Genomic DNA, 21,876 nt, shown 5'->3' on the forward strand with positions numbered 1-21,876 from the left:
GCCCGTGCACGCCATATCGTGGAGGCAGCTCACCCATCGGCCAGAAGGAATCAGATGACCCGCGTGATCGCCGGTACGGCCGGCGGACGCCGTCTCGCCGTCCCGCCGGGCAACGGCACCCGCCCCACGTCCGACCGCGCGCGCGAGGGCCTCTTCTCCACCTGGCAGGCCCTCCAGGGCACGCTCGACGGGGCGCGTGTGCTCGACCTGTACGCGGGCTCCGGCGCCGTCGGCCTGGAGGCCCTCTCCCGGGGCGCGGCGCACACGCTGCTCGTCGAGGCCGACGCCAGAGCGGCCCGCACCATCAGGGAGAACGTGCGGGCGGTCGGTCTGCCCGGCGCCGAGGTGAGAGCGGGCAAAGCCGCCCAGATCATCCGGCAAGGGGCGCCCCCCACCCCGTATGACCTCGTCTTTCTCGATCCTCCGTACGCCGTAACGGATGACGATCTTCGGGAGATACTGCTCACACTCCGCTCGGAGGGCTGGCTCACGGACGAAGCGCTCGTCACCGTTGAACGCAGTACAAGAGGCGGAGAATTCGGTTGGCCGGAGGGTTTTGAGCTCCTCAGGTCCCGTCGCTACGGCGAAGGGACGTTTTGGTACGGTCGCGCCGCCTCTACGTGCGACGACTCAGTGATCGCGCCATGACCGGACCGGAGAGCGAGGGACTCACGTTGCGCCGCGCCGTCTGTCCGGGGTCGTTCGACCCCATCACCAATGGACACCTCGACATCATCGCCCGCGCCTCCAAGCTGTACGACGTGGTGCACGTCGCGGTGATGATCAATCAGTCGAAGAAGGGCCTGTTCGAGATCGAGGAGCGGATAGAGCTGATCCGCCAGGTCACCGCCGACTTCGGCAACGTCGAGGTCGAGTCCTTCCACGGCCTCCTCGTCGACTTCTGCAAGCAGCGCGACATCCCCGCCATCGTGAAGGGCCTGCGCGCGGTCAGCGACTTCGACTACGAACTCCAGATGGCCCAGATGAACAACGGCCTCTCGGGCGTCGAGACCCTGTTCGTGCCCACCAACCCCACCTACAGCTTCCTCTCCTCCTCGCTGGTCAAGGAGGTCGCCGCCTGGGGCGGCGACGTGGCGCACCTGCTGCCGCCGGTGGTCCACGAGGCCCTGGTCGAACGCCTGGGCAAGAAGTGACCCCTCGGCCGACCCGGTGACAGCCCGTCATCCGGTGTCGGGCGGGCGTCCCCTGGCCTTACAGTCGTCCCGTCCGTCTCCCAACCAGCTGTAGAGAGTGGCGAGCACACGGTGGACGTGCAGAAGAAGATCGACGAGATCGTCCAGGCGGTCGGCAGCGCCCGGTCCATGCCCATGTCGGCTTCGTGCGTGGTCAACCGCGCCGATCTGCTCTCGATGCTCGAAGAGGTGCGCCAGGCCCTGCCCGGCTCCCTCGCCCAGGCCCAGGAGCTGATCGGCGGCCGCGAGCAGCTGGTCGAGCAGGCCCGCCAGGAGGCGGAGCGGATCATCGCGAGCGCGCACGCCGAGCGCGGCTCCCTGATCTCCGACACGGAGGTCGCCCGCCGCTCGCAGGGCGAGGCCGACCGCATCCTCGCCGAGGCCCGCCAGGCCGCCGAGGAGATCCGCGCCGAGGCCGACGACTACGTGGACGGCAAGCTCGCCAACTTCGAGGTCGTCCTCACCAAGACCCTCGGCTCGGTCGGCCGCGGCCGCGAGAAGCTCCTCGGCACCGGCCCGGGCCTCGACGAGAACGGGTACGAGGACGACGACGCCCCCGAGCGCAGCCACGACCCCGAGACCCTGCGCCGCAACGCCGACGCGTACGTCGACGCCAAGCTCGGCGCCTTCGAGGCGGTCCTCGCCAAGACCCTGGAGGCGGTCGGCCGCGGCCGCCAGACCCTGCACGGCCGGGCCCCCGCCGACGAGCTCGGCAGCCTCGGCGACGGTGTCACCACGCAGGGGCACACCACCGACGCCGAGTACCTCGCGGACCTCGCCGCCCCGGCCCCGGCCCAGCAGCCGCCCGCCCCGCAGCAGCCGCCCCAGGCCCCGCCGATCCCGGCCCAGCAGCCCTACGCGCCTCAGCCGCCCCAGCAGCAGCCCGACCCGTACGGGTACCAGCAGCAGGACCAGTACGCGTACCAGCAGCCGTACGGCCAGCAGGACCCCTACGCGTACCAGGCCCAGCACCAGCACCAGGACCAGCAGCATCAGTACGGATACGCGCAGCAAGGCCGGCAAGGATACGAACAGCCCCAGCAGCCCCCGTACGAGGCGCCCCCGGCCCTGGAGGAGACCAGCCTCTTCGACACGACCATGATCAGTGCCGAGCAGCTGCGCCAGTACGAGCAGGGGCGGCAGTAGGGGCGCCGGCAGGGGCACCGGGCCGGATTGGGCCGAGAGCGAAAGGTCAAGTATCCTGGCTCTTCGGTCGCGCATACGTCCGCGACTCCGGCTGCCCGCCCACGTGGCACATGTGCCGCATCGGTGCGGCGGCCCTTCCTTTGGACTTCCAGGATTCGAAAGCAGGAAAAGCTCTGAGCACGCGCCTTGATCACCGAAACCCCCTCGTGTTCGACACACACGAGCTGGGTCGGCGTCCTGGTGCCATGCAGCGGCTGACCCGCGAGATCGAGGCGCCCGGCTCGCCGGCCCTCGGCATCGAAGGGGTCATCGGAGTGCCGCAGGGCGCCCCCGTCCAGCTGGAGATCCGTCTGGAGTCGGTCATGGAAGGGGTGCTTGTCACAGGCACCGCCCGTGCATCGGCCGAGGGGGAGTGCGTAAGGTGTCTGGAGCCGCTCGAGCTGGAGCTCGCAGCGGATTTCCAGGAGATGTTCTCGTACCCTGACGCCGACGACCGGGGCCGCGCAGCGGAACCGGCCGACGACGCCGAGGACGATGAGGACAGGCTCTTTCTCGAGGACGGCATGTTCGACCTCGAGCCTGTGCTGCGTGATGCGGTGGTGCTCGCACTGCCGATGCAGCCGGTGTGCCAGGACGACTGTCCGGGCCTGTGCTCCCAGTGCGGGGTACGGCTCGCGGACGACCCGGACCACCACCATGACGCCGTCGACATCCGTTGGGCGGCACTGCAGGGACTCGCTGGCACCATCCAGGACGGCGAGAAGGACGAGATGAGCGGCGCCGAAGCGGAAGCGGGCGTCGACGAGAAGCAGGAGAAGTAGCCGTGGCTGTTCCGAAGCGGAAGATGTCGCGCAGCAACACGCGCCACCGCCGGTCGCAGTGGAAGGCTGCGGTCCCCACCCTGGTTTCGTGTGAGCGTTGCCAGGAGCCCAAGCAGCAGCACATCGCGTGCCCGAGCTGCGGCACCTACAACAAGCGCCAGGTCCTCGAGGTCTGAGCGGCTGGTGAGAGGCACCGTGTCTAGCCCCAAGAAGGCGGAAGACGCCAAGAAATTGGCGGAGACAACGGCCTCGTCCCACACGCTTCTGGAAGGGCGGCTCGGGTACAAGCTCGAGTCCGCCCTTCTGGTGCGTGCGCTGACCCACCGTTCGTACGCGTACGAGAACGGCGGCCTGCCGACGAACGAGCGTCTGGAGTTCCTCGGTGACTCCGTGCTCGGCCTCGTCGTCACGGACACGCTGTACCGCACCCACCCCGACCTGCCCGAAGGCCAGCTGGCCAAGTTGCGGGCCGCGGTGGTCAATTCGCGTGCGCTGGCGGAGGTCAGCCGCGGCCTCGAACTCGGCTCCTTCATCCGGCTCGGCCGGGGCGAAGAGGGCACGGGAGGCCGGGACAAGGCATCCATCCTCGCCGACACCCTGGAAGCGGTGATCGGCGCGGTCTATCTGGACCAGGGTCTGGACGCGGCGGGCGAGCTGGTGCACCGGCTCTTCGACCCGCTGATCGAAAAGTCCTCGAACCTGGGCGCGGGCCTGGACTGGAAGACCAGTCTCCAGGAGCTCACCGCGACGGAGGGCCTCGGCGTACCCGAGTACCTCGTCACGGAGAGCGGCCCCGACCACGAGAAGACCTTTACTGCTGCCGCCCGCGTCGGAGGCGTCTCGTACGGCACCGGCACCGGCCGCAGCAAGAAGGAAGCGGAGCAGCAGGCCGCTGAGTCCGCGTGGCGCGCGATCCGCGCGGCCGCGGACGAGCGGTTGAAGGCGGCGGAGGCCGCTGTCGCTGCCGCGCAGTCCGAGGGGATCGCCGACACCCCCTCGGCCTGACGGCCGCCTGTCCTTTGGTGCCGGTCACCCCTTCCGGGGGGTGACCGGCACCGCCATTTCCTCCCCCGCGCGGCATTTGTCCCCGCGCTCCAGTCACTTGCCGCCCCTGACACGTCTCCTCGGAGGAGAAATGCCCGAGCTGCCCGAAGTCGAAGTCGTCCGGCGCGGTCTTGAGCGGTGGGTCAGCGGGCGGGTCGTCGGGGACGTGCAGGTGCTGCATCCGCGTGCCGTGCGGCGGCATCTCGCGGGCGGCGAGGATTTCGGGGCCCGGCTGACGGGGCACCGGATCGGGCTCGCGCAGCGGCGCGGCAAGTATCTGTGGCTGCCGCTCGCCGACTCCGGGCAGTCCGTCCTCGCCCACCTCGGCATGAGCGGCCAGCTCCTGGTGCAGCCGCACGACGCCCCGGACGAGAAGCATCTGCGGATCCGTGTGCGCTTCGACGACGTCCAGGGCACCGAGCTGCGCTTCGTGGACCAGCGGACCTTCGGCGGGCTCTCGCTGCACGACAACACCCCGGACGGGCTTCCGGACGTCATCGCGCACATCGCGCGCGACCCGCTCGACGACGCCTTCGACGACGCGGCCTTCCACCTCGCGCTGCGCCGGCGCCGTACGACGATCAAGCGGGCGCTGCTCGACCAGTCGCTGATCAGCGGCGTCGGCAACATCTACGCGGACGAGGCGCTGTGGCGCGCGCGGCTGCACTACGAGCGGCCCACCGCCACCTTCACCCGCCCCCGCACGGCCGAACTCCTCGGCCACGTACGGGACGTGATGAACGCGGCCCTCGCCGTCGGAGGCACCAGCTTCGACAGTCTCTACGTCAACGTGAACGGCGAATCAGGCTACTTCGACCGGTCGTTGGACGCCTACGGCCGCGAGGGCGAGCCCTGCCGCCGCTGTGGCACGGCGATCCGCCGCCGTCCGTGGATGAACCGGTCCAGCTATTTCTGCCCGAGCTGTCAGCGGCCGCCGCGCGTCGCGTCGTAACGCTCCCGCGCCCTGAGCACGTCGTCCTGACGGCTCTCCACGAAGCGGATCAGGGTCAGCAGCCGCTCGGCGATCTCCCGTCCCAGCGGGGTGAGTTGGTAGTCCACGCGCGGCGGGTTCGTCGGCTGCGCGTCACGCCGCACCAGGCCGTCGCGCTCCAGCGCGTGCAGGGTCTGGGAGAGCATCTTCTCGCTCACGCCGTCGACGCGGCGGCGCAGTTCGTTGAAGCGGAACGTGCCGTCGTGGAGCGCGCCGAGAGTGAGCGCCCCCCAGCGGCCCGTGACGTGCTCCAGCGTGCCCCGCGAGGGGCAGTGCCGCGAGAACACGTCGTACGCCATGTCCGTGGAATCCATGCAGACACCATACTCCGCACAGCGCACACCAGCGGGTTGCGCTTACCGGCAGTTAGCGCTCCGGGTGTGGGTCAGAAGCCGAAGTCCTGCGTCCACCAGGGGCCGCCGGGCGCGAAGTGAGCGCCGACGCCCATGGTCTCGTAGTCGCAGTTGAGGATGTTGGCGCGGTGGCCGGGGCTGTTCATCCAGGACTCCATGACCGCCCGGGCGTCGGCCTGGCCGCGCGCGATGTTCTCGCCGCCCAGGTCGGGGATGCCGGCCTTCTCGGCGCGGTCCCACGGCGTCGCGCCGTCCGGATCGGTGTGGCCGAAGAAGTCGCGCTCCGCCATGTCCGCGCTGAACCGGCCGGCCAGCGCGGCGAGCCTGCTGTCGGCGGTCACCGGACGGCAACCGGCCTTGGCCCGCTCCTCGTTGACCAGCGTGAGCACCGCGGCCTCCGCCGCGCTCTCGCCGGACGGACTCTGCGCACGCGCCGGAGGGGCCTTCGGCTTCTCCACGGGCGTACGCGAGGGACTCGGCGTCGACGGCTTGGGGGCGTCGGGCTTCGGCGCCGCCGACGACGGCTTCTCGGACGGTGTCTTCGACGGCGTCCTGGAGGGCTTCGGGGCCGCCTCGGTCTTGGACGGAGTGGCCTTCGGGGACTCGGAACGGCCGGAGCCCCGGCTCGGGGACGGCTCACCGCGGTCGGTTTCGCCGCCCGAACCGCCCTGGGCGTCCACCTCGACGGGGGCGCTCGCGGAGCGCACCTCACCCGGCTCGCCGCCACCGTCCAGCCGGAAGCCGTCACCGCCGGGCAGCACCCCCGAGGCGACCGCGACGGCGCCCATCGCGACGGCCGCGGAGACGCCGAGCAGGCCCGTGCGCACCGGAGCGAAGGCGCGGCCCTTGCGGCGGTGCGACGCCGCCGCCCGGCCGGTCCCGGCCGGGTGCCGCGCAGGGGTGGCGGCTGCCTGCTCAGCGCCGGAGCGTCGGTGGCGTCCCATCTCCTGGCCCTTTCCGTTCTTTTCGATCTTTACGATCTCTGTGACCTTTGCGATCAACTCTTTATGATCAATGCGACTCACCCATACGGGTGAGGTTTAGCGAAACGCGACTGTACGCGATGGCGTATGGGGGCGAAGTGCTCCCAGGGCAATTGGCCGGTTAGCGTGCACCTATGAACGAAGATGTACGGCTCACCGCCTGGGTGCGCGGACGCGTGCAAGCCGTGGGTTTCCGCTGGTTCACGCGCGCCAAGGCGCTGGAGATCGGCGGCCTGAGTGGTTTTGCTCTCAATCTGGAGGACGGCCGCGTGCAAGTCGTCGCCGAAGGCCCCCGGGCCGGCTGCCAGGAACTGCTCGACTGGCTGCGTGGGGGCGACACACCCGGCCGCGTCGACGGGGTCACCGAGATCTGGGACACACCACGCGGCATATACGAGACGTTCGCCATCCGCTGACCGTGCCCCGGACGTACGTCACCGGACGGGTTTCGGAGCGGCCCGTCCGGGTGCTCCAGGCAACTGCCCGGGGCAGGAAATACCTGGTGGTTGCCAAGAAGGGCTTGTCGTGGCAGGCTCCGCAGGTAAGGATGATCTCCACGCCCCCAGGGCCCCGAAGGAGTTGCCGCGCCGCCCGTTCCGAGGTCGCGCGCCCCCGGGTCGCCCGCCAATACGGGGCGTGATCGTGTTGACCGTCAAACTTTTTGGTGAGACTCTGGAAGCCCCGCGCACCTTAGCTGTTTGGCATGTGAGAACGGCCAGCAAGACCAGCAGAACAAAGAGTGCCAGACACCGCGGGTGCGATTCCCTCACGACCCACACCGCACCGCTTCGGTCGGTCACTCATTGTGGAGGACCATCCATCATGGCAAAGGCGCTTCTCGGTTACGTCGGCGGCAGCGACCCGCGACTCCTCGCCGAGATGCGACGGCTCCAGCAGCGCGTCCAGGACCTGGAATCCGAGCTCGTTCGGATCCAGGCGGAGAACGACGCGCTCGCGGCTGCCGCTTCTCACGAATCGCTCATGGAGAGCATCGACGTACCCCAGGCGGAGCCTGCGCTCACCTGACCACCATTTGACGATGTACGCACCAGGGCCTTCCTCCCGTGAAGGCGCCTCGCACTAAGCACGTGGTCAGGCTGTCCTGTCAGCCGCTGTCTCCAGATCTGCAAGGGACGCCGCCTCGGCGTCCCTTCTCTCTTGGCCCGGTCCGTCCCGGCGTACGCTGCTTTCTTTACCGTCTGATGTGCCCTGCACCTTCATCGGTGAAACGGCCAGTGAAAGGTAGAGTCCGACGGCGTGCATCTCAAGGCCCTGACCCTGCGCGGATTCAAGTCCTTCGCGTCGGCCACGACGCTGAAGTTCGAACCGGGCATCACCTGCGTCGTCGGACCGAACGGCTCCGGCAAGTCCAATGTCGTGGACGCCCTCAGCTGGGTCATGGGAGAGCAGGGCGCCAAGTCGCTGCGCGGCGGCAAGATGGAGGACGTCATCTTCGCCGGCACCACCGGGCGGCCCCCGCTCGGCCGCGCCGAGGTCTCCCTCACCATCGACAACTCAGACGGCGCCCTGCCCATCGAGTACGCCGAGGTCACCATCACGCGGATCATGTTCCGCAACGGCGGCAGCGAGTACCAGATCAACGGCGACACCTGCCGCCTCCTCGACATCCAGGAACTCCTCTCCGACTCCGGCATCGGCCGCGAGATGCACGTCATCGTCGGGCAGGGCCAGCTCGACGGGGTGCTGCACGCCGACCCGATGGGGCGCCGCGCCTTCATCGAGGAGGCCGCCGGCGTCCTCAAGCACCGCAAGCGCAAAGAGAAGGCGCTGCGCAAGCTCGACGCCATGCGGGCCAACCTCGCGCGCGTCCAGGACCTCACCGATGAACTGCGGCGCCAGCTCAAGCCGCTCGGCCGGCAGGCCGCCGTGGCCCGCCGGGCCGCCGTCATCCAGGCCGACCTGCGCGACGCCCGCCTGCGCCTGCTCGCCGACGACCTCGTCCGGCTGCGCGAGGCGCTGAACGCGGAGGTCGCCGACGAGGCCGCCCTCAAGGAACGCAAGGAGCGCGCCGAGGCCGAGCTGAAGGCCGCCCTCCAGCGCGAGGCCCGGCTCGAAGAAGAGGTCCGCCGCCTCACCCCGCGGCTCCAGCGCGCCCAGCAGACCTGGTACGAACTCTCCCAACTCGCCGAGCGGGTGCGCGGCACCGTCTCGCTGGCCGACGCCCGGGTCAAGAGCGCCACCGCCGCGCCGCCCGAGGAACGGCGTGGGCGCGACCCCGAGGACATGGAGCGCGAGGCCGCGCGGATCCGGGAGCAGGAGGCCGAGCTCGAAGCCGCCCTCGAAGCCGCCGAGCGCGCTCTGGAGGACACGGTGGCCCACCGGGCGGACCTCGAGCGGCAGTTGACGGTCGAGGAGCGGCGGCTGAAGGACGTGGCCCGGGCCATCGCCGACCGCCGCGAAGGGCTCGCGCGCCTCGGCGGGCAGGTCAACGCGGCCCGTTCGCGCGCCGCCTCCGCCCAGGCCGAGATCGACCGGTTGGCCCTCGCGCGGGACGAGGCCGCCGAGCGCGCGGTCGCCGCACAGGAGGAGTACGAGCAGCTCAAGGCCGAGGTCGACGGGCTCGACGCGGGCGACGCGGAGCTGGGGGAGCGGCACGACGCGGCCAGGCGGGACCTCGCCGAGGCCGAGACCGCGCTCACCGCGGCGCGCGAGGAGGCGACCGCCGCCGAGCGCAAGCGGGCCGTCGCCGCCCGGCACGAGGCGCTCGCGCTCGGCCTGCGGCGCAAGGACGGCACCGGCGCCCTGCTCGCCGCCAGGGACCAGCTGACGGGGCTCCTCGGCCCGGCCGCCGAACTGCTCACCGTCGCTCCTGGGTACGAGGTGCCGGTCGCCGCCGCGCTCGGCGCCGGGGCCGACGCCGTCGCGGTCAGCGGTCCGAGTACGGCCGCCGAGGCCATCCGGCTGCTGCGCAAGCAGGACGCGGGGCGCGCGGCGCTGCTGCTGGGCGGCGCCCCCGAGGACGTACGGCCGGAGCGTTCCGGTGGGCCGCCGTACGTCGCCGATCTCGTGCGGGGGCCCGATGAGCTGATGCCCGCGGTGCGGCGGCTGCTGCGCGGGTTCGTCGCCGTCGGCACGCTGGAGGACGCCGAGGACTTCGTCTACGCCCACCCGGACCTGACCGCCGTCACCGCGGAGGGCGACCTGCTCGGGGCGCACTTCGCGCAGGGCGGGTCGGCCGGGGCGCCCAGCCTGCTGGAGGTGCAGGCGTCCGTGGACGAGGCCGCGGCGGAGCTCTCCGAACTGGCCTCGCGGTGTGAGGAGTTGGCGGACCGGCAGCACATGGCGGAGGAGCGGCGCAAGGAATGTGCCGCGCTCGTCGAGGAGTTGGGGGAGCGGCGCAGGGCCGCCGACCGGGAGAAGTCCTCCGTGGCGCAGCAGTTGGGGCGGCTCGCCGGGCAGGCGCGGGGCGCGTCGGGCGAGGCCGAGCGGTCGGCGGCCGCGGCGGCCAAGGCACAGGAGGCGCTGGAGCGGGCGGTCGAGGAGGCCGAGGAGCTGGCGGAGCGGCTGGCCGTGGCCGAGGAGACCCCGGCGGAGGAGGAGCCCGACACCTCCATGCGTGACCGCCTCGCCGCCGACGGGGCCAACGCCCGCCAGACCGAGATGGAGGCGCGGCTCCAGGCACGTACGCACGAGGAGCGCGTGAAGGCCCTCGCGGGCCGCGCCGACTCGCTCGACCGGGCCGCGCGCGCCGAACGCGAGGCACGCGCGCGTGCCGAACGGCGCAAGGCACGGCTGCGCCACGAGGCCGCCGTCGCGGAGGCCGTCGCCTCCGGTGGGCGGCAGCTGCTCGCCCACGTCGAGGTCTCCCTCGTACGCGCCGATGAGGAGCGCACGGCGGCCGAGCGCGCCAAGGAGGTGCGGGAGCGGGAGCTGGCGGCCGAGCGTGCCCGGGGACGCGGCCTGAAGGAAGAACTCGACAAGCTGACGGATTCAGTCCACCGCGGCGAGGTACTAGGTGCTGAGAAGCGGCTGCGGATCGAGCAGCTGGAGGCCAAGGCACTGGAGGAACTCGGTGTGGAACCGGCGGGGCTCGTGGCCGACTACGGCCCCGATCAGCCCGTGCCGCCCTCGCCCCCCGCCGAGGGCGAGGAGCTGCCGCAGGACCCGGAGCATCCGCGCAACAAGCCGGTGCCGTTCGTCCGCGAGGAGCAGGAGAAGCGGCTGAGGTCAGCCGAACGGGCGTATCAGCAGCTCGGGAAAGTGAACCCGCTGGCCCTTGAGGAGTTCGCGGCGCTGGAGGAACGCCACAAGTTCCTCAGCGAGCAGCTCGAAGACCTGAAGAAGACCAGGTCCGACCTCCTCCAAGTGGTGAAGGAAGTCGACGAACGCGTCGAGCAGGTCTTCACCGAGGCCTACCGGGACACGGCCCGCGAGTTCGAGGGCGTCTTCTCGCGGCTGTTCCCCGGCGGTGAGGGGCGGCTCGTCCTGACCGACCCCGACAACATGCTCGCGACGGGCGTGGACGTCGAGGCCCGGCCGCCGGGCAAGAAGGTCAAGCGGCTCTCGCTGCTCTCGGGCGGTGAGCGCTCGCTCACGGCCGTGGCGCTGCTCGTCTCGATCTTCAAGGCGCGGCCCAGCCCGTTCTACGTGATGGACGAGGTCGAGGCCGCTCTGGACGACACGAACCTCCAGCGGCTGATCCGGATCATGCAGGAGCTCCAGGAGGCCTCGCAGCTCATCGTGATCACGCACCAGAAGCGCACGATGGAGGTCGCGGACGCGCTGTACGGCGTGTCCATGCAGGGCGACGGCGTCTCGAAGGTGATCAGCCAGCGACTGCGCTAGGCGCGGTTGTGCTGTCACCCACGTCTTCAAGACTTGAACATGAGCGTCCTCACGGTGCCTAAAAATTCACAGCAGACCAACTATTGACTTCGAAACTTGAAGGCATAGTCTCTGCAACGTTGCTTTTACCTTCAGGTGGTGGGCGGCGTGAAGTTGTGCGCCACTTGAAGGGCTCGCCCCCACCCCCGGCAGTGCAGCCGGTGGCCCGAGGAGTACACGTGACCAGCACATCGCAGGCGCCGCAGTCCGGAGCCAGAGAGGCCCATCCGGACCATCTCGGCCATGTCATCTTCATTACGGCGGCCGCCGCGATGGGTGGCTTCCTCTTCGGCTACGACAGTTCGGTGATCAATGGCGCCACCGTCGCCATCCAGCACCGTTTCGACGTCGACGCCGACACGCTCGGCTGGATCATCGCGACCGCGCTGCTCGGCTGTGCCGTCGGTGCCGCCGTCGCCGGTCGCATCGCCGACCGCATCGGCCGCATCCGCTGCATGCAGATCGCCGCCGTGCTCTTCGCGGCCAGCGCCGTCGGCTCGGCCCTGCCCTTCGCGGCCTGGGACCTGACCATGTGGCGCCTGATCGGCGGCATCGGCATCGGCATGGCATCGGTGATCGGCCCGGCGTACATCGCCGAGGTCGCGCCGCCCGCCTACCGCGGCCGCCTCGCCTCCTTCCAGCAGGCCGCCATCGTCATCGGCATCGCCGTCTCCCAGCTGGTCAACTGGGGCATCCTGAACATGGCCGACGGCAACCAGCGCGGCAAGCTGGCGGGCCTGGAGGCCTGGCAGTGGATGCTCGGCGTCATGGTCATCCCGGCCCTGCTCTACGGGCTGCTGTCCTTCATCATCCCGGAGTCGCCGCGCTTCCTCGTCTCGGCCGGCCGGCACGCCGAGGCCAAGAAGGTCCTCGGCGAGGTCGAGGGCCACGCCATCGACCTGGACGCGCGCGTCGACGAGATCGAGCACGGCCTGCGCAGGGAGCACAAGCCGTCCTTCAAGGACCTGCTCGGCAAGGTCGGCTTCCTGCCGATCGTCTGGATCGGCATCGGGCTCTCGGTCTTCCAGCAGCTCGTCGGCATCAACGTGATCTTCTACTACTCGAACCAGCTGTGGCAGTCGATCGGCAAGGACCCCTCCAGCTCGTTCCTGTACTCGTTCGAGACGTCGATCGTGAACATCATCGGCACGGTCATCGCGATGATCTTCGTCGACCGCATCGGCCGCAAGCCGCTGGCGATCATCGGCTCGGCGGGCATGGCGGCCGCACTCTTCACCATGGCCTGGGCGTTCTCGTACCGGACCGGCTCCGGTGACCACGTCTCGCTGCCCAACGCGCAGGGCCTGACCGCGATCATCGCCGCCAACGTCTTCGTGCTCTTCTTCGCCCTGTCCTGGGGTGTGGTCGTCTGGGTGCTGCTCGGCGAGATCTTCCCGAACCGGCTGCGCGCCGCCGCGCTCGGTGTGGCCGCCTCCGCGCAGTGGCTCGCCAACTTCGCGATCACCAAGACCTTCCCGAGCATGTCCGAGTGGTCGCTGACCGGCTCGTACATCGTCTACGGCGCCTTCGCCGCGATCTCGATCCCCTTCGTCATGAAGTTCGTCAAGGAGACGAAGGGCAAGGCCCTGGAGGAGATGGGCTAAACCCCGCTGCCCCCTCCTCTCCAGGAAGCTGCCCCGGCTCAAGGACTCGTGCTCACTACCTGTCCTTGAGCCGGGGCAGTACGTTTTCGCAGAAGTGGTGCAGACTGCGCCAGCCCTCGTCCACGGGCATCCCGCCGACGAGCGGGTGCAGGATCAGGCCGCCGGTGCCGCCCTTCGCGTACGCCACGCACTCCTCCGGCGTCAGGACGCGGTAGATGCCCTCCGCGCGCAGTTCCTCGACCGTGGTGGCCGCCGACTTCACCGCCGAGCGGATGGCCCCCTTCGCCCGCGTCTGCCAGGAGGCGTAGGTGCGGGCCTCGTGCAGGAAGTGCGCGCCGTGCTCGGCCCAGGTGCGGTCGGGGTCGTCGGCGATGTGCAGGAGCGGGGTCTCGGCGGCGGGCATCATCGTCCAGCCCTCGGTGCCGTGCTCCGCGAGCTGCTCCGTGTAGTACGCCTCCAGCTCGGGCAGGTGCGCGCTCGGGAAGAACGGCAGGCCGAACCGGGCCGCGCGCCGGGCCGCCGCCTTCGACGAGCCGCCGACCAGCAGCAGCGGATGCGGCCGGCTGAACGGGCGCGGGGTGACGCGCACCGTGCGGCCGCGGAAGTCGAAGGGTTCACCCGTCCAGGCCGCGAGCAGCGTCTCCAGAAGCTCGTCCTGGAGCTCACCGCGCCGCTTGAAGTCGACGTCCGCCCGCTCGTACTCCTCGGGCCGGTAGCCGATCCCCGCCACGGTGACCAGGCGGCCGCCGCTGAGCAGGTCGAGTACGGCGATGTCCTCGGCGAGCCGCAGCGGATCGTGCAGCGGGCCGATGATCGCGGACACCGTCACCGCGATGCGCCGCGTCGCGCCGAAGACCGCGCCGGCGAAGGCGAACGGGGAGGGCAGCCAGTTGTTCTCGGCGCCGTGGTGCTCCTCGGTCTGGACGGTCGAGATGCCGCGGTCGTCCGCGTACGTGGCCATCTCCAGGGCGGCCTTGTAGCGCTCGCTCAGCGAGGCGGGTGTGGCCGCGGGATCGACGAGGTTGAACCGTACGACTGTGGTGGGCATGGATACGTCCCCCTTCACCGAGCGTGGGCGGCGAAGGGGGACGTTAGTTGACGTCATGTCAGATGGGTAGAGCGTGGCGGAAGTTGGCGGGTATCACCGCCTCCGCGGGCTCTCGGTCAGGCGGAGACCAGGTCCGGCTCGCCCTTGCCGGCCGCGTCCTTCTCGACGAGCGGGGTCTTCGGCAGCACCGCGTACAGCACGGCGGCGACGACGATCGTGGCCAGCCAGCCGAGGCCGTGGCGGCCGATCCAGGACGTGGCGAGCGGGCCGCTGAACCAGTCGACCTTGGTGAAGAGCAGGCCCACGACCAGGGCGATCGCCCACGCGGTCATGGCCTGCCAGGCGAAGCCCGCCTTGTACCAGTAGGCGCTGGTGCGCTTGGTGTCCATCAGGGCCTGGCCGTCGTAGGTCTTGCGGCGCAGCATGTCGATGCCGAAGACGCCGATCCAGGCGGAGAAGGCGACCGCGAGCAGGGTCAGGAAGGAGATGAACGAGCCCATGAAGCTCGTCGCCACGTTCATCAGGATGTAGCCGAAGATCAGGCTGATGATCGCGTTCACGCTGACCGCCCACGCGCGCGGGACCTTGATGCCGAGGGTCATCGCGGTGAAGCCGGCGGAGTACATCGACATCGAGTTGATCAGCAGCATGCCGACCAGGGCCATGATCAGGTACGGCACCGCGATCCACGTCGGGAGCAGCGAGCCGAGGAAGGAGACCGGGTCCTGCGCGGTGGAGAGCTTCGGCGCGGAGACCGCCATGACGGCGCCCATCAGGACCATCGGGACGACGACGATGGCGGCGCCGCCGACCGCGTGGCCCACCAGCGGCTTGTTCGAGGCGTTGCGCGGCAGGTAGCGGGTGAAGTCCGGGCCGGTGGGGACCCAGCTGATGCCGCCCGCGGCGATCGTGCCGACGCCCGCGACCATCATCGCCGTGGAGCCCGCGGGCTTGTCGAAGACGGCGGACCAGTCGGTCTCGGCGAGGAGGTAGACCAGCACGAGCACGCTGAACGCGCCGAAGGCGTACGTCGACCACGTGCTGCAGATGTGCAGGATCTTGCGGCCGAGGCCACTGATCAGGAACGTGCAGGCGACGAAGGCGACCAGCGTGACGACGGTCAGCCAGGTGCTCGACTCCACGTCGAAGCAGATGTTGAGGACCGTGATGATCGCGTACGCGCCCGTGACCGCGTTGATGGTCTCCCAGCCCCAGCGGGCGACCCAGATCAGCGCGCCCGGGAAGAGGTTGCCGCGCTGGCCGAAGACCGCGCGCGAGAGCGTCATGCCCGGCGAGCCGCCGCGCTTGCCGGCGATGGAGATCAGGCCGACCATGCCGTAGCTCAGCAGGGGCGAGACGAGGGCGACGACCAGGACCTGCCAGAAGTTCAGGCCGTTGGAGACGATCAGACCCGCGCCCATGGTGAGCAGCAGGACGCTGATGTTGGCCGCCACCCAAGTGGGAAACAGCTCACGGGTCCTGCCCGTGCGCTCGGCGTCCGGGACGGGCTCAAGGCCACGTGTTTCGAGGGCGCCTTCGGTTTCGGCGGTGGTGCTGCTCATGGGGGTGGGTCCGTGCCTCTCGCTCGGCTCGCAACGTCGCGATCCGTCGGTGGGGGTGATCGCGATGGACTCTACGCGCGTTGATGCGGGGACCTCCATCGTACTTTAATCCGAGTAGTGCCTTCTAGTGGCATATGTTCTTTGGAGGAAGACACAATCTGGGCCTCTGGAAGGGCCATGCCGGATACTGGGTGGGTTATGGAAATCGTCATCCTTGCTGTAGTCATCGCCGTGGTCGTGATCGGCGCGCTCGGCGGGCTCGTGATCGGCAGCCGCAAGAAGAAGCAGCTGCCCCCGCAGGCCCCGTCCAGTACGCCCACCATCACCGCACCTCCCGCCGAACCGAAGGTCGGCGACGAGGCCGAGACGCCGCGCGACGAACCGCGCCGCACGATCGAGGAGGTGGACCTCCCGCTCGCCGAGCCCTCGGCGACCGCCCCCGTGGTGGTCGAGGAACCGGCCGCCCCGGAGATCGAGACCCCCGAGCCCACCGCCGGCCGCCTGGTCCGGTTGCGCGCCCGGCTCTCCCGCTCGCAGAACGCGCTCGGCAAGGGGCTGCTCACGCTGCTGTCCCGCGAGCACCTCGACGAGGACACCTGGGAGGAGATCGAGGACACGCTGCTCACGGCGGACGTCGGCGTCGCGCCCACCCAGGAGCTCGTGGAGCGGCTGCGTGAGCGCGTGCGCGTGCTCGGCACCCGGACCCCGGACGAGCTGCGCACGCTGCTGCGCGAGGAGCTCATCGCCCTGCTCGGCACGGGTGCCGGTACGGACTTCGACCGCACCGTGAAGACCGAGTCCGGCCTGGAGACCCCGGGCATCGTGATGGTCGTCGGCGTCAACGGCACCGGCAAGACCACCACCACCGGCAAGCTCGCGCGCGTCCTCGTCGCCGACGGCCGCTCGGTCGTCCTCGGCGCCGCCGACACCTTCCGCGCGGCCGCCGCCGACCAGCTCCAGACCTGGGGCGAGCGCGTCGGTGCCCGCACCGTCCGCGGCCCCGAGGGCGGCGACCCCGCGTCGATCGCCTACGACGCCGTCAAGGAAGGCATCGCCGAGGGCGCGGACGTCGTGCTCATCGACACCGCGGGCCGGCTGCACACCAAGACGGGCCTCATGGACGAGCTCGGCAAGGTCAAGCGCGTCGTCGAGAAGCACGCGCCGCTGGACGAGGTGCTGCTCGTCCTGGACGCCACGACCGGGCAGAACGGCCTCGTGCAGGCACGGGTCTTCGCCGAGGTCGTCGACATCACGGGCATCGTCCTCACGAAGCTCGACGGCACCGCCAAGGGCGGCATCGTCGTCGCCGTCCAGCGCGAACTGGGCGTACCGGTCAAGCTCGTGGGCCTCGGCGAGGGCGCGGACGACCTGGCGCCGTTCGAGCCGGAGGCATTCGTGGACGCGCTCATCGGCGACTGACCGTCCGCCTGCGGTTGTTGCAAGGCCCCCTCGCGCGGTGAGTGCGTGAGGGGGCCTTCGCGTGCCGGTGCGCGAAGGCCCGCCCTCAGGGGAACGCTTGCCCCGGCGCCGCCCTGGTGGGCAGCGGGCAGCGCACGCGATGCGGGTCGGAGTGAAGCTCCGTCCCGGGGGCGTCGCGCGGCCCCGTGCCCCGCTCGGGGTCCCCTCAACGCTTCCCCGCGGCTTACGCGTGCCCCCGGCGCCCTACGCCGGCGAGCGATGCGCCACGTACGCCAGCGTGCCGAGCAGGAGCCGGACCTGGGGTGGGTCCGTCGCCGAGTCCAGGGCGGGGGAGCGGAGCCAGCGGACCGGGCCGAGGCCGCCGCGGTCGGAGGGGGGTGCCGTGATGTGGTCGCCCGGGCCGAGGCCGTGGAGGTCCAGGGCGGCGTCGTCCCAGCCCATGCGGTAGAGCAGGCGGGGGAGTTCGGCGGCGGCGCCCGGGGCGACGAAGAACTGCGCGCGGCCGTCGGGCGTGACCGCCACCGGACCCAAGGGAAGGCCCATCCGCTCCAGGCGGACCAGGGCGCGCCGCCCCGCCGTCTCCGCCACCTCGATCACGTCGAAGGCACGCCCCACCGGCAGCAGCACGGCCGCTCCGGGGAACTCGGCCCAGGCGTCCGCCACTTCGTCGAGCGTGGCGCCGGCCGGGATCTCGGGGGCGAAGCCCAGGGGGTGCGCGCCGGGGGCCGCGCAGTCGGTGGCGCCGCACGAGCAGGTGCCGTCCAGGGCGCGGGCGCCGGGCACCGCGTCCCAGCCCCACAGTCCGGTGTACTCCGCCACCGCCGTACAGTCCGACGGGCGGCCGCGCCGCCTTGATACGGTCCGGAGCTTGTCGGTCCCCCGGGTGCCGCCGATCGTGAAGCCCATGCCCCCTCCAACGGGTCGAGCGTGCCGCGGTTACGTGAGGGAATCGGAACGTGACCCTCTGCTCTTGAGACGGCGCTTGGAGGTCTCAGGGGTGGTGCATCCGGCGACATGCGCCCCGGCGCACTCCTTTCCACCGCTTTCCGTCATCGCTGTCAAGTCAATCGCGTTGCGTAGAGCGGGAGTTCATTCGAAGGGGTGGCGAATGGTGGCGTTTCCGGGATCGCCCTCGCGGGAGCGGTGATCGTAGGATTACTTTGAGTACACGACCCAGGGATCTCGACTTCCCGTGGGTATGCCGGAGGCAAGTCGGTTTCCTGTTCGACGGGTGACATTCTCCGGACGGACAGCCGCAAGAGGCGGCATTCTGTTAGGGCTTGGCGTAGGAAGCGCACAGCGTGACGGCGCACAGGTGGCTTGAAGGATGGGGGCGTTCCAGTGGGCGGCAGTGGCGGAAGCGGAGCGAACGCTGAGAAGCGCCCCAATGAGATGCTCACGTCCTGGTTCGTGCGCAGCGGCTGGTCCAAGGGCGAGCTGGCCCGGCAGGTGAACCGCAGGGCACGCCAGTTGGGCGCCCACCACATCTCCACGGACACCTCCCGCGTGCGCCGCTGGCTGGACGGCGAGAATCCGCGCGAGCCGATCCCGCGCATCCTCTCCGAGCTGTTCTCCGAGCGGTTCGGCTGCGTCGTCGCCATCGAGGACCTCGGCCTGCGCGCCGCGCACCGCACACCCGCCTCCTCCGGGGTCGACCTGCCCTGGACCGGGCCCCAGACCGTGGCGCTCATCAGCGAGTTCTCGCGCAGCGACCTGATGCTCGCCCGCCGGGGCTTCCTCGGCACCTCGCTCGCGCTCTCCGCCGGACCCGCCCTCATCGAGCCCATGCAGCGCTGGCTGGTGCCCTCGCCGTCGACGCCCCGCGAGGAGCCCGAGCCCGCCGCGATGCGCCGCCCGGCGCGCCTGTCCAAGCCGGAGCTCGACCTCCTGGAGTCCACCACGGTGATGTTCCGCCAGTGGGACGCCCAGTGCGGGGGAGGGCTCCGGCGCAAGGCCGTCGTCGGGCAGCTCCACGAGGTCACGGACCTGCTCCAGGAACCCCAGCCGGAAGCCACTGCCAAGCGCCTCTTCAAGGTCGCGGGCGAGCTGGCCGAGCTGGCCGGCTGGATGAGCTACGACGTGGGTCTGCAGCCCACCGCCCAGAAGTACTTCGTCCTCGCCCTGCACGCCGCGAAGGAAGCGGGCGAAAAGCCCCTCGGGTCGTACATCCTCTCCAGCATGAGCCGCCAGATGATCCACCTCGGCCGGCCCGACGACGCGCTCGAACTGATCCACCTCGCGCAGTACGGCAGCCGTGACTGCGCCAGCCCCCGCACCCAGGCCATGCTGTATGCGATGGAGGCCCGGGCGTACGCCAGCATGGGCCAGCCCGGCAAGTGCAAGCGGGCCGTGCGGATGGCCGAGGACACCTTCGCCGACGCCGAGGAGTTCGACGAGCCCGAGCCGGACTGGATCCGCTTCTTCTCCGAGGCCGAGCTGAACGGGGAGAACGCCCACTCGTACCGCGACCTGGCCTACGTGGCCGGGCGCAGCCCCACCTATGCCTCGCTCGCCGAGCCCGTCATGGACCGCGCCGTGCAGCTCTTCGAGACCGACGCCGAGCACCAGCGCTCGTACGCCCTGAACCTCATCGGCAAGGCCACCGTCCACCTGCTCCAGCGCGAGCCCGAGCAGAGCACGGTGCTTGCCGGGCAAGCCCTCGACATCGCCAAGAAGGTCCGCTCCGAGCGGGTCAACACGCGCCTGCGCAAGACCGTCGACACCGCCGTGCGGGACTTCGGCGACGTCGCCGAGGTGGTGGAGATCACCGAGCGGCTCGCCATCGAGATGCCGGAGACCGCGGAGGCGGTCTGAAGCCCGGCACGACCGGCCCCGGCCGCGGCGCAACCATCCCGAACAGCCCGACTCGGCTCCCCCTACGCCAGTCAGCCGGATGGCCGCCGCGGCCGGTTCGTACGCCCCGGGCAGGGTAGGAAACCGCGCCCCGCGCGACCCGGCAGTTCATGGCCGCGTAACACGCACGACCTCTTCGTCACTGCGGTGAAACACCGAGGGGCGCCCGCCGAAACCGCGCTGCGCCAATCTCTTGGCGCATAACCGGCCCACAGCCCCGCCTCCCCAGGAGCACGGGCCCCCTCGGCACCGCACAGGCTTCGCCCGCACGGGCCGCATACGACGACGAGGAGACGCCGATGCCCCCAGGCATCACGATCGCCGCAGACGCCCCCGAGCTGTCTGCCGCCAACACCGGGTTCATGCTCATCTGTTCCGCCCTGGTGATGCTCATGACACCGGGACTCGCCTTCTTCTACGGAGGCATGGTCCGCGTCAAGAGCACCCTGAACATGCTGATGATGAGCTTCATCAGCCTCGGGATCGTCACCATCCTCTGGGTGCTGTACGGCTTCTCCGTCGCGTTCGGCACCGACCACGGCAGCCTCTTCGGGTGGAACGGCGACTACGTCGGGCTCAGCGGCCTCGGCATCAACCAGCTCTGGGACGGCTACACCATCCCGGTCTACGTCTTCGCCGTCTTCCAGCTGATGTTCGCCGTGATCACGCCCGCGCTGATCAGCGGCGCCCTCGCGGACCGCGTGAAATTCACCGCCTGGGCGCTCTTCGTCGCGCTGTGGGCCACGGTCGTGTACTTCCCCGTCGCGCACTGGGTGTGGGGCACCGGCGGCTGGGCCTTCGAGCTCGGCGTCATCGACTTCGCGGGCGGCACGGCCGTCCACATCAACGCCGGGGCCGCGGCGCTCGGCGTCATCCTCGTCATCGGCAAGCGCGTCGGCTTCAAGAAGGACCCGATGCGGCCCCACTCGCTGCCGCTCGTGATGCTCGGCGCGGCCCTGCTGTGGTTCGGCTGGTTCGGCTTCAACGCCGGATCGTGGCTCGGCAACGACGACGGCGTCGGCGCGCTGATGTTCGTCAACACCCAGGTCGCCACTGCCGCCGCCATGCTCGCCTGGCTCATCTACGAGAAGATCCGCCACGGCGCCTTCACCACGCTGGGCGCGGCCTCAGGCGCCGTCGCAGGACTCGTCGCCATCACCCCGGCAGGCGGCTCCTGCTCGCCGCTCGGCGCCATCGCCATCGGCGCGATCGCCGGTCTGCTCTGCGCCATGGCCGTCGGCCTCAAGTTCCGGTTCGGCTTCGACGACTCCCTCGACGTCGTCGGTGTCCACCTGGTCGGCGGTGTCGTCGGCTCGATCCTCGTCGGCTTCTTCGCCACCGGCGGCGGACAGTCGAAGGCCCAGGGCCTCTTCTACGGCGGTGGCCTGGAGCAGCTGTGGAAGCAGCTCGCCGGTGTCGGAGCCGTCCTCGCGTACTCCCTGATCGCCTCCGCGATCCTCGCCCTCCTGATCGACAAGACGATCGGGATGCGGGTCAGCGAGGATGACGAGGTCTTGGGCATCGACCAGGTCGAACACGCGGAAACGGCCTACGACTTCAGTGGCGCGGGCGGTGGTACGGCGCCGCGTACGGCGGCCGTGCCCGGCCCGGTCGTGGACGGCACTCAGGTACAGCGGAACAAGAAGGTGGACGCATGAAGCTCATCACCGCGGTCGTCAAGCCGCACCGGCTCGACGAGATCAAGGAGGCGCTGCAAGCCTTCGGTGTCCAGGGCCTGACGGTCACCGAGGCCAGCGGATACGGACGCCAGCGCGGGCACACCGAGGTCTACCGGGGCGCCGAGTACACGGTGGATCTCGTGCCGAAGATCCGCATCGAGGTGCTGGTGGAGGACGACGACGCCGAGCAGGTCGTCGAGGTCGTGGTGAAGGCCGCGCGCACCGGCAAGATCGGGGACGGCAAGGTCTGGAGCGTGCCGGTCGACACGGCCGTGCGGGTGCGTACGGGGGAGCGCGGGCCCGACGCGTTGTGAGCGGCGGGCTTTGACAGGGGG

20 protein-coding genes are annotated in these 21,876 nt (G+C 70.4%); 15 read left to right on the forward strand and 5 right to left on the reverse strand.

Features of this window, described 5'->3' with window-relative positions:
* Positions 1 to 18: 18 nt before the first annotated feature.
* From rsmD to mutM, 7 genes are all read left to right on the forward strand, one after another.
* Positions 19 to 648: a 16S rRNA (guanine(966)-N(2))-methyltransferase RsmD gene (gene rsmD, locus KKZ08_RS27675; protein ID WP_223777008.1), complete on the forward strand. Its 630-nt coding sequence runs from the start codon at positions 19 to 21 to the stop codon at positions 646 to 648.
* Positions 649 to 674: 26 nt separating this feature from the next.
* Positions 675 to 1,154 carry a pantetheine-phosphate adenylyltransferase gene (gene coaD, locus KKZ08_RS27680; protein ID WP_223779214.1) on the forward strand — a complete coding sequence of 160 codons (480 nt, stop codon included), beginning with the start codon at positions 675 to 677 and terminating at the stop codon, positions 1,152 to 1,154.
* Positions 1,155 to 1,265: 111 nt separating this feature from the next.
* Positions 1,266 to 2,339 carry a cell division initiation protein gene (locus tag KKZ08_RS27685; RefSeq protein ID WP_223777009.1) on the forward strand — a complete coding sequence of 358 codons (1,074 nt, stop codon included), beginning with the start codon at positions 1,266 to 1,268 and terminating at the stop codon, positions 2,337 to 2,339.
* A 110-nt stretch (positions 2,340 to 2,449) separates the two neighbouring features.
* Positions 2,450 to 3,160 (forward strand): DUF177 domain-containing protein, encoded by a 711-nt coding sequence (locus KKZ08_RS27690; RefSeq protein WP_223777010.1) that lies wholly within the window; start codon positions 2,450 to 2,452, stop codon positions 3,158 to 3,160.
* Between the two features lie 2 nt (positions 3,161 to 3,162).
* A complete protein-coding gene (gene rpmF / locus KKZ08_RS27695) occupies positions 3,163 to 3,336 on the forward strand; it encodes a 50S ribosomal protein L32 (RefSeq protein WP_026165248.1) in 174 nt (57 codons plus the stop codon).
* 7 nt (positions 3,337 to 3,343) lie between these two features.
* Positions 3,344 to 4,165, forward strand: coding sequence for a ribonuclease III (gene rnc, locus KKZ08_RS27700; RefSeq protein ID WP_223777011.1), 822 nt, complete (start codon positions 3,344 to 3,346; stop codon positions 4,163 to 4,165).
* Between the two features lie 130 nt (positions 4,166 to 4,295).
* On the forward strand, positions 4,296 to 5,156 hold the full coding sequence (gene mutM / locus KKZ08_RS27705) for a bifunctional DNA-formamidopyrimidine glycosylase/DNA-(apurinic or apyrimidinic site) lyase (protein ID WP_223777012.1): 861 nt from the start codon (positions 4,296 to 4,298) through the stop codon (positions 5,154 to 5,156).
* Here the strand turns inward: mutM and KKZ08_RS27710 are convergent.
* Both KKZ08_RS27710 and KKZ08_RS27715 read right to left on the reverse strand, forming a co-directional pair.
* On the reverse strand, positions 5,129 to 5,509 hold the full coding sequence (locus tag KKZ08_RS27710; protein WP_223777013.1) for a helix-turn-helix domain-containing protein: 381 nt from the start codon (positions 5,507 to 5,509) through the stop codon (positions 5,129 to 5,131). The two genes, mutM and KKZ08_RS27710, sit on opposite strands and share 28 nt — an antisense overlap.
* Before the next feature lie 71 nt (positions 5,510 to 5,580).
* Positions 5,581 to 6,492 carry a CAP domain-containing protein gene (locus tag KKZ08_RS27715; protein ID WP_223777014.1) on the reverse strand — a complete coding sequence of 304 codons (912 nt, stop codon included), beginning with the start codon at positions 6,490 to 6,492 and terminating at the stop codon, positions 5,581 to 5,583.
* A 173-nt stretch (positions 6,493 to 6,665) separates the two neighbouring features.
* Between KKZ08_RS27715 and KKZ08_RS27720 the strand changes: the two genes are divergently transcribed.
* From KKZ08_RS27720 to KKZ08_RS27735, 4 genes are all read left to right on the forward strand, one after another.
* On the forward strand, positions 6,666 to 6,947 hold the full coding sequence (locus tag KKZ08_RS27720; protein WP_223777015.1) for an acylphosphatase: 282 nt from the start codon (positions 6,666 to 6,668) through the stop codon (positions 6,945 to 6,947).
* 406 nt (positions 6,948 to 7,353) lie between these two features.
* Positions 7,354 to 7,557 (forward strand): hypothetical protein, encoded by a 204-nt coding sequence (locus tag KKZ08_RS27725; RefSeq protein ID WP_223777016.1) that lies wholly within the window; start codon positions 7,354 to 7,356, stop codon positions 7,555 to 7,557.
* A gap of 231 nt (positions 7,558 to 7,788) precedes the next feature.
* Positions 7,789 to 11,337, forward strand: a complete 3,549-nt coding sequence (smc, locus tag KKZ08_RS27730) for a chromosome segregation protein SMC (protein ID WP_223777017.1) — start codon at positions 7,789 to 7,791, stop codon at positions 11,335 to 11,337.
* A gap of 218 nt (positions 11,338 to 11,555) precedes the next feature.
* Complete coding sequence (locus KKZ08_RS27735) at positions 11,556 to 12,980, forward strand: sugar porter family MFS transporter (protein ID WP_223777018.1); 1,425 nt, start codon at positions 11,556 to 11,558, stop codon at positions 12,978 to 12,980.
* A gap of 55 nt (positions 12,981 to 13,035) precedes the next feature.
* Here KKZ08_RS27735 and KKZ08_RS27740 read toward each other — a convergent pair whose 3' ends face one another.
* Positions 13,036 to 14,028 carry an LLM class flavin-dependent oxidoreductase gene (locus KKZ08_RS27740; protein ID WP_223777019.1) on the reverse strand — a complete coding sequence of 331 codons (993 nt, stop codon included), beginning with the start codon at positions 14,026 to 14,028 and terminating at the stop codon, positions 13,036 to 13,038.
* A 116-nt stretch (positions 14,029 to 14,144) separates the two neighbouring features.
* Positions 14,145 to 15,590, reverse strand: coding sequence for a cytosine permease (locus KKZ08_RS27745; RefSeq protein ID WP_223777020.1), 1,446 nt, complete (start codon positions 15,588 to 15,590; stop codon positions 14,145 to 14,147).
* A 198-nt stretch (positions 15,591 to 15,788) separates the two neighbouring features.
* On the opposite strand from KKZ08_RS27745, the gene ftsY reads away from it, so the two are divergent.
* A complete protein-coding gene (gene ftsY, locus KKZ08_RS27750) occupies positions 15,789 to 17,009 on the forward strand; it encodes a signal recognition particle-docking protein FtsY (RefSeq protein ID WP_223777021.1) in 1,221 nt (406 codons plus the stop codon).
* A gap of 243 nt (positions 17,010 to 17,252) precedes the next feature.
* Here ftsY and KKZ08_RS27755 read toward each other — a convergent pair whose 3' ends face one another.
* Positions 17,253 to 17,915, reverse strand: coding sequence for a bifunctional DNA primase/polymerase (locus KKZ08_RS27755; RefSeq protein WP_223777022.1), 663 nt, complete (start codon positions 17,913 to 17,915; stop codon positions 17,253 to 17,255).
* A 435-nt stretch (positions 17,916 to 18,350) separates the two neighbouring features.
* Here KKZ08_RS27755 and KKZ08_RS27760 point away from each other — a divergent pair, with 435 nt between their 5' ends.
* The 3 genes from KKZ08_RS27760 (at position 18,351) to KKZ08_RS27770 (ending at position 21,855) form a co-directional block, all read left to right on the forward strand.
* Positions 18,351 to 19,823: a hypothetical protein gene (locus KKZ08_RS27760; RefSeq protein WP_223777023.1), complete on the forward strand. Its 1,473-nt coding sequence runs from the start codon at positions 18,351 to 18,353 to the stop codon at positions 19,821 to 19,823.
* Between the two features lie 338 nt (positions 19,824 to 20,161).
* On the forward strand, positions 20,162 to 21,520 hold the full coding sequence (locus tag KKZ08_RS27765; RefSeq protein ID WP_223777024.1) for an ammonium transporter: 1,359 nt from the start codon (positions 20,162 to 20,164) through the stop codon (positions 21,518 to 21,520).
* On the forward strand, positions 21,517 to 21,855 hold the full coding sequence (locus KKZ08_RS27770) for a P-II family nitrogen regulator (protein ID WP_127912634.1): 339 nt from the start codon (positions 21,517 to 21,519) through the stop codon (positions 21,853 to 21,855). The genes KKZ08_RS27765 and KKZ08_RS27770 overlap by 4 nt, the downstream gene beginning before the upstream one ends.
* The last annotated feature ends 21 nt before the right edge of the window (positions 21,856 to 21,876 follow it).

The sequence above is a fragment of the Streptomyces sp. 135 genome (genome assembly GCF_020026305.1).
In the GTDB taxonomy this organism is placed as follows: domain Bacteria; phylum Actinomycetota; class Actinomycetes; order Streptomycetales; family Streptomycetaceae; genus Streptomyces.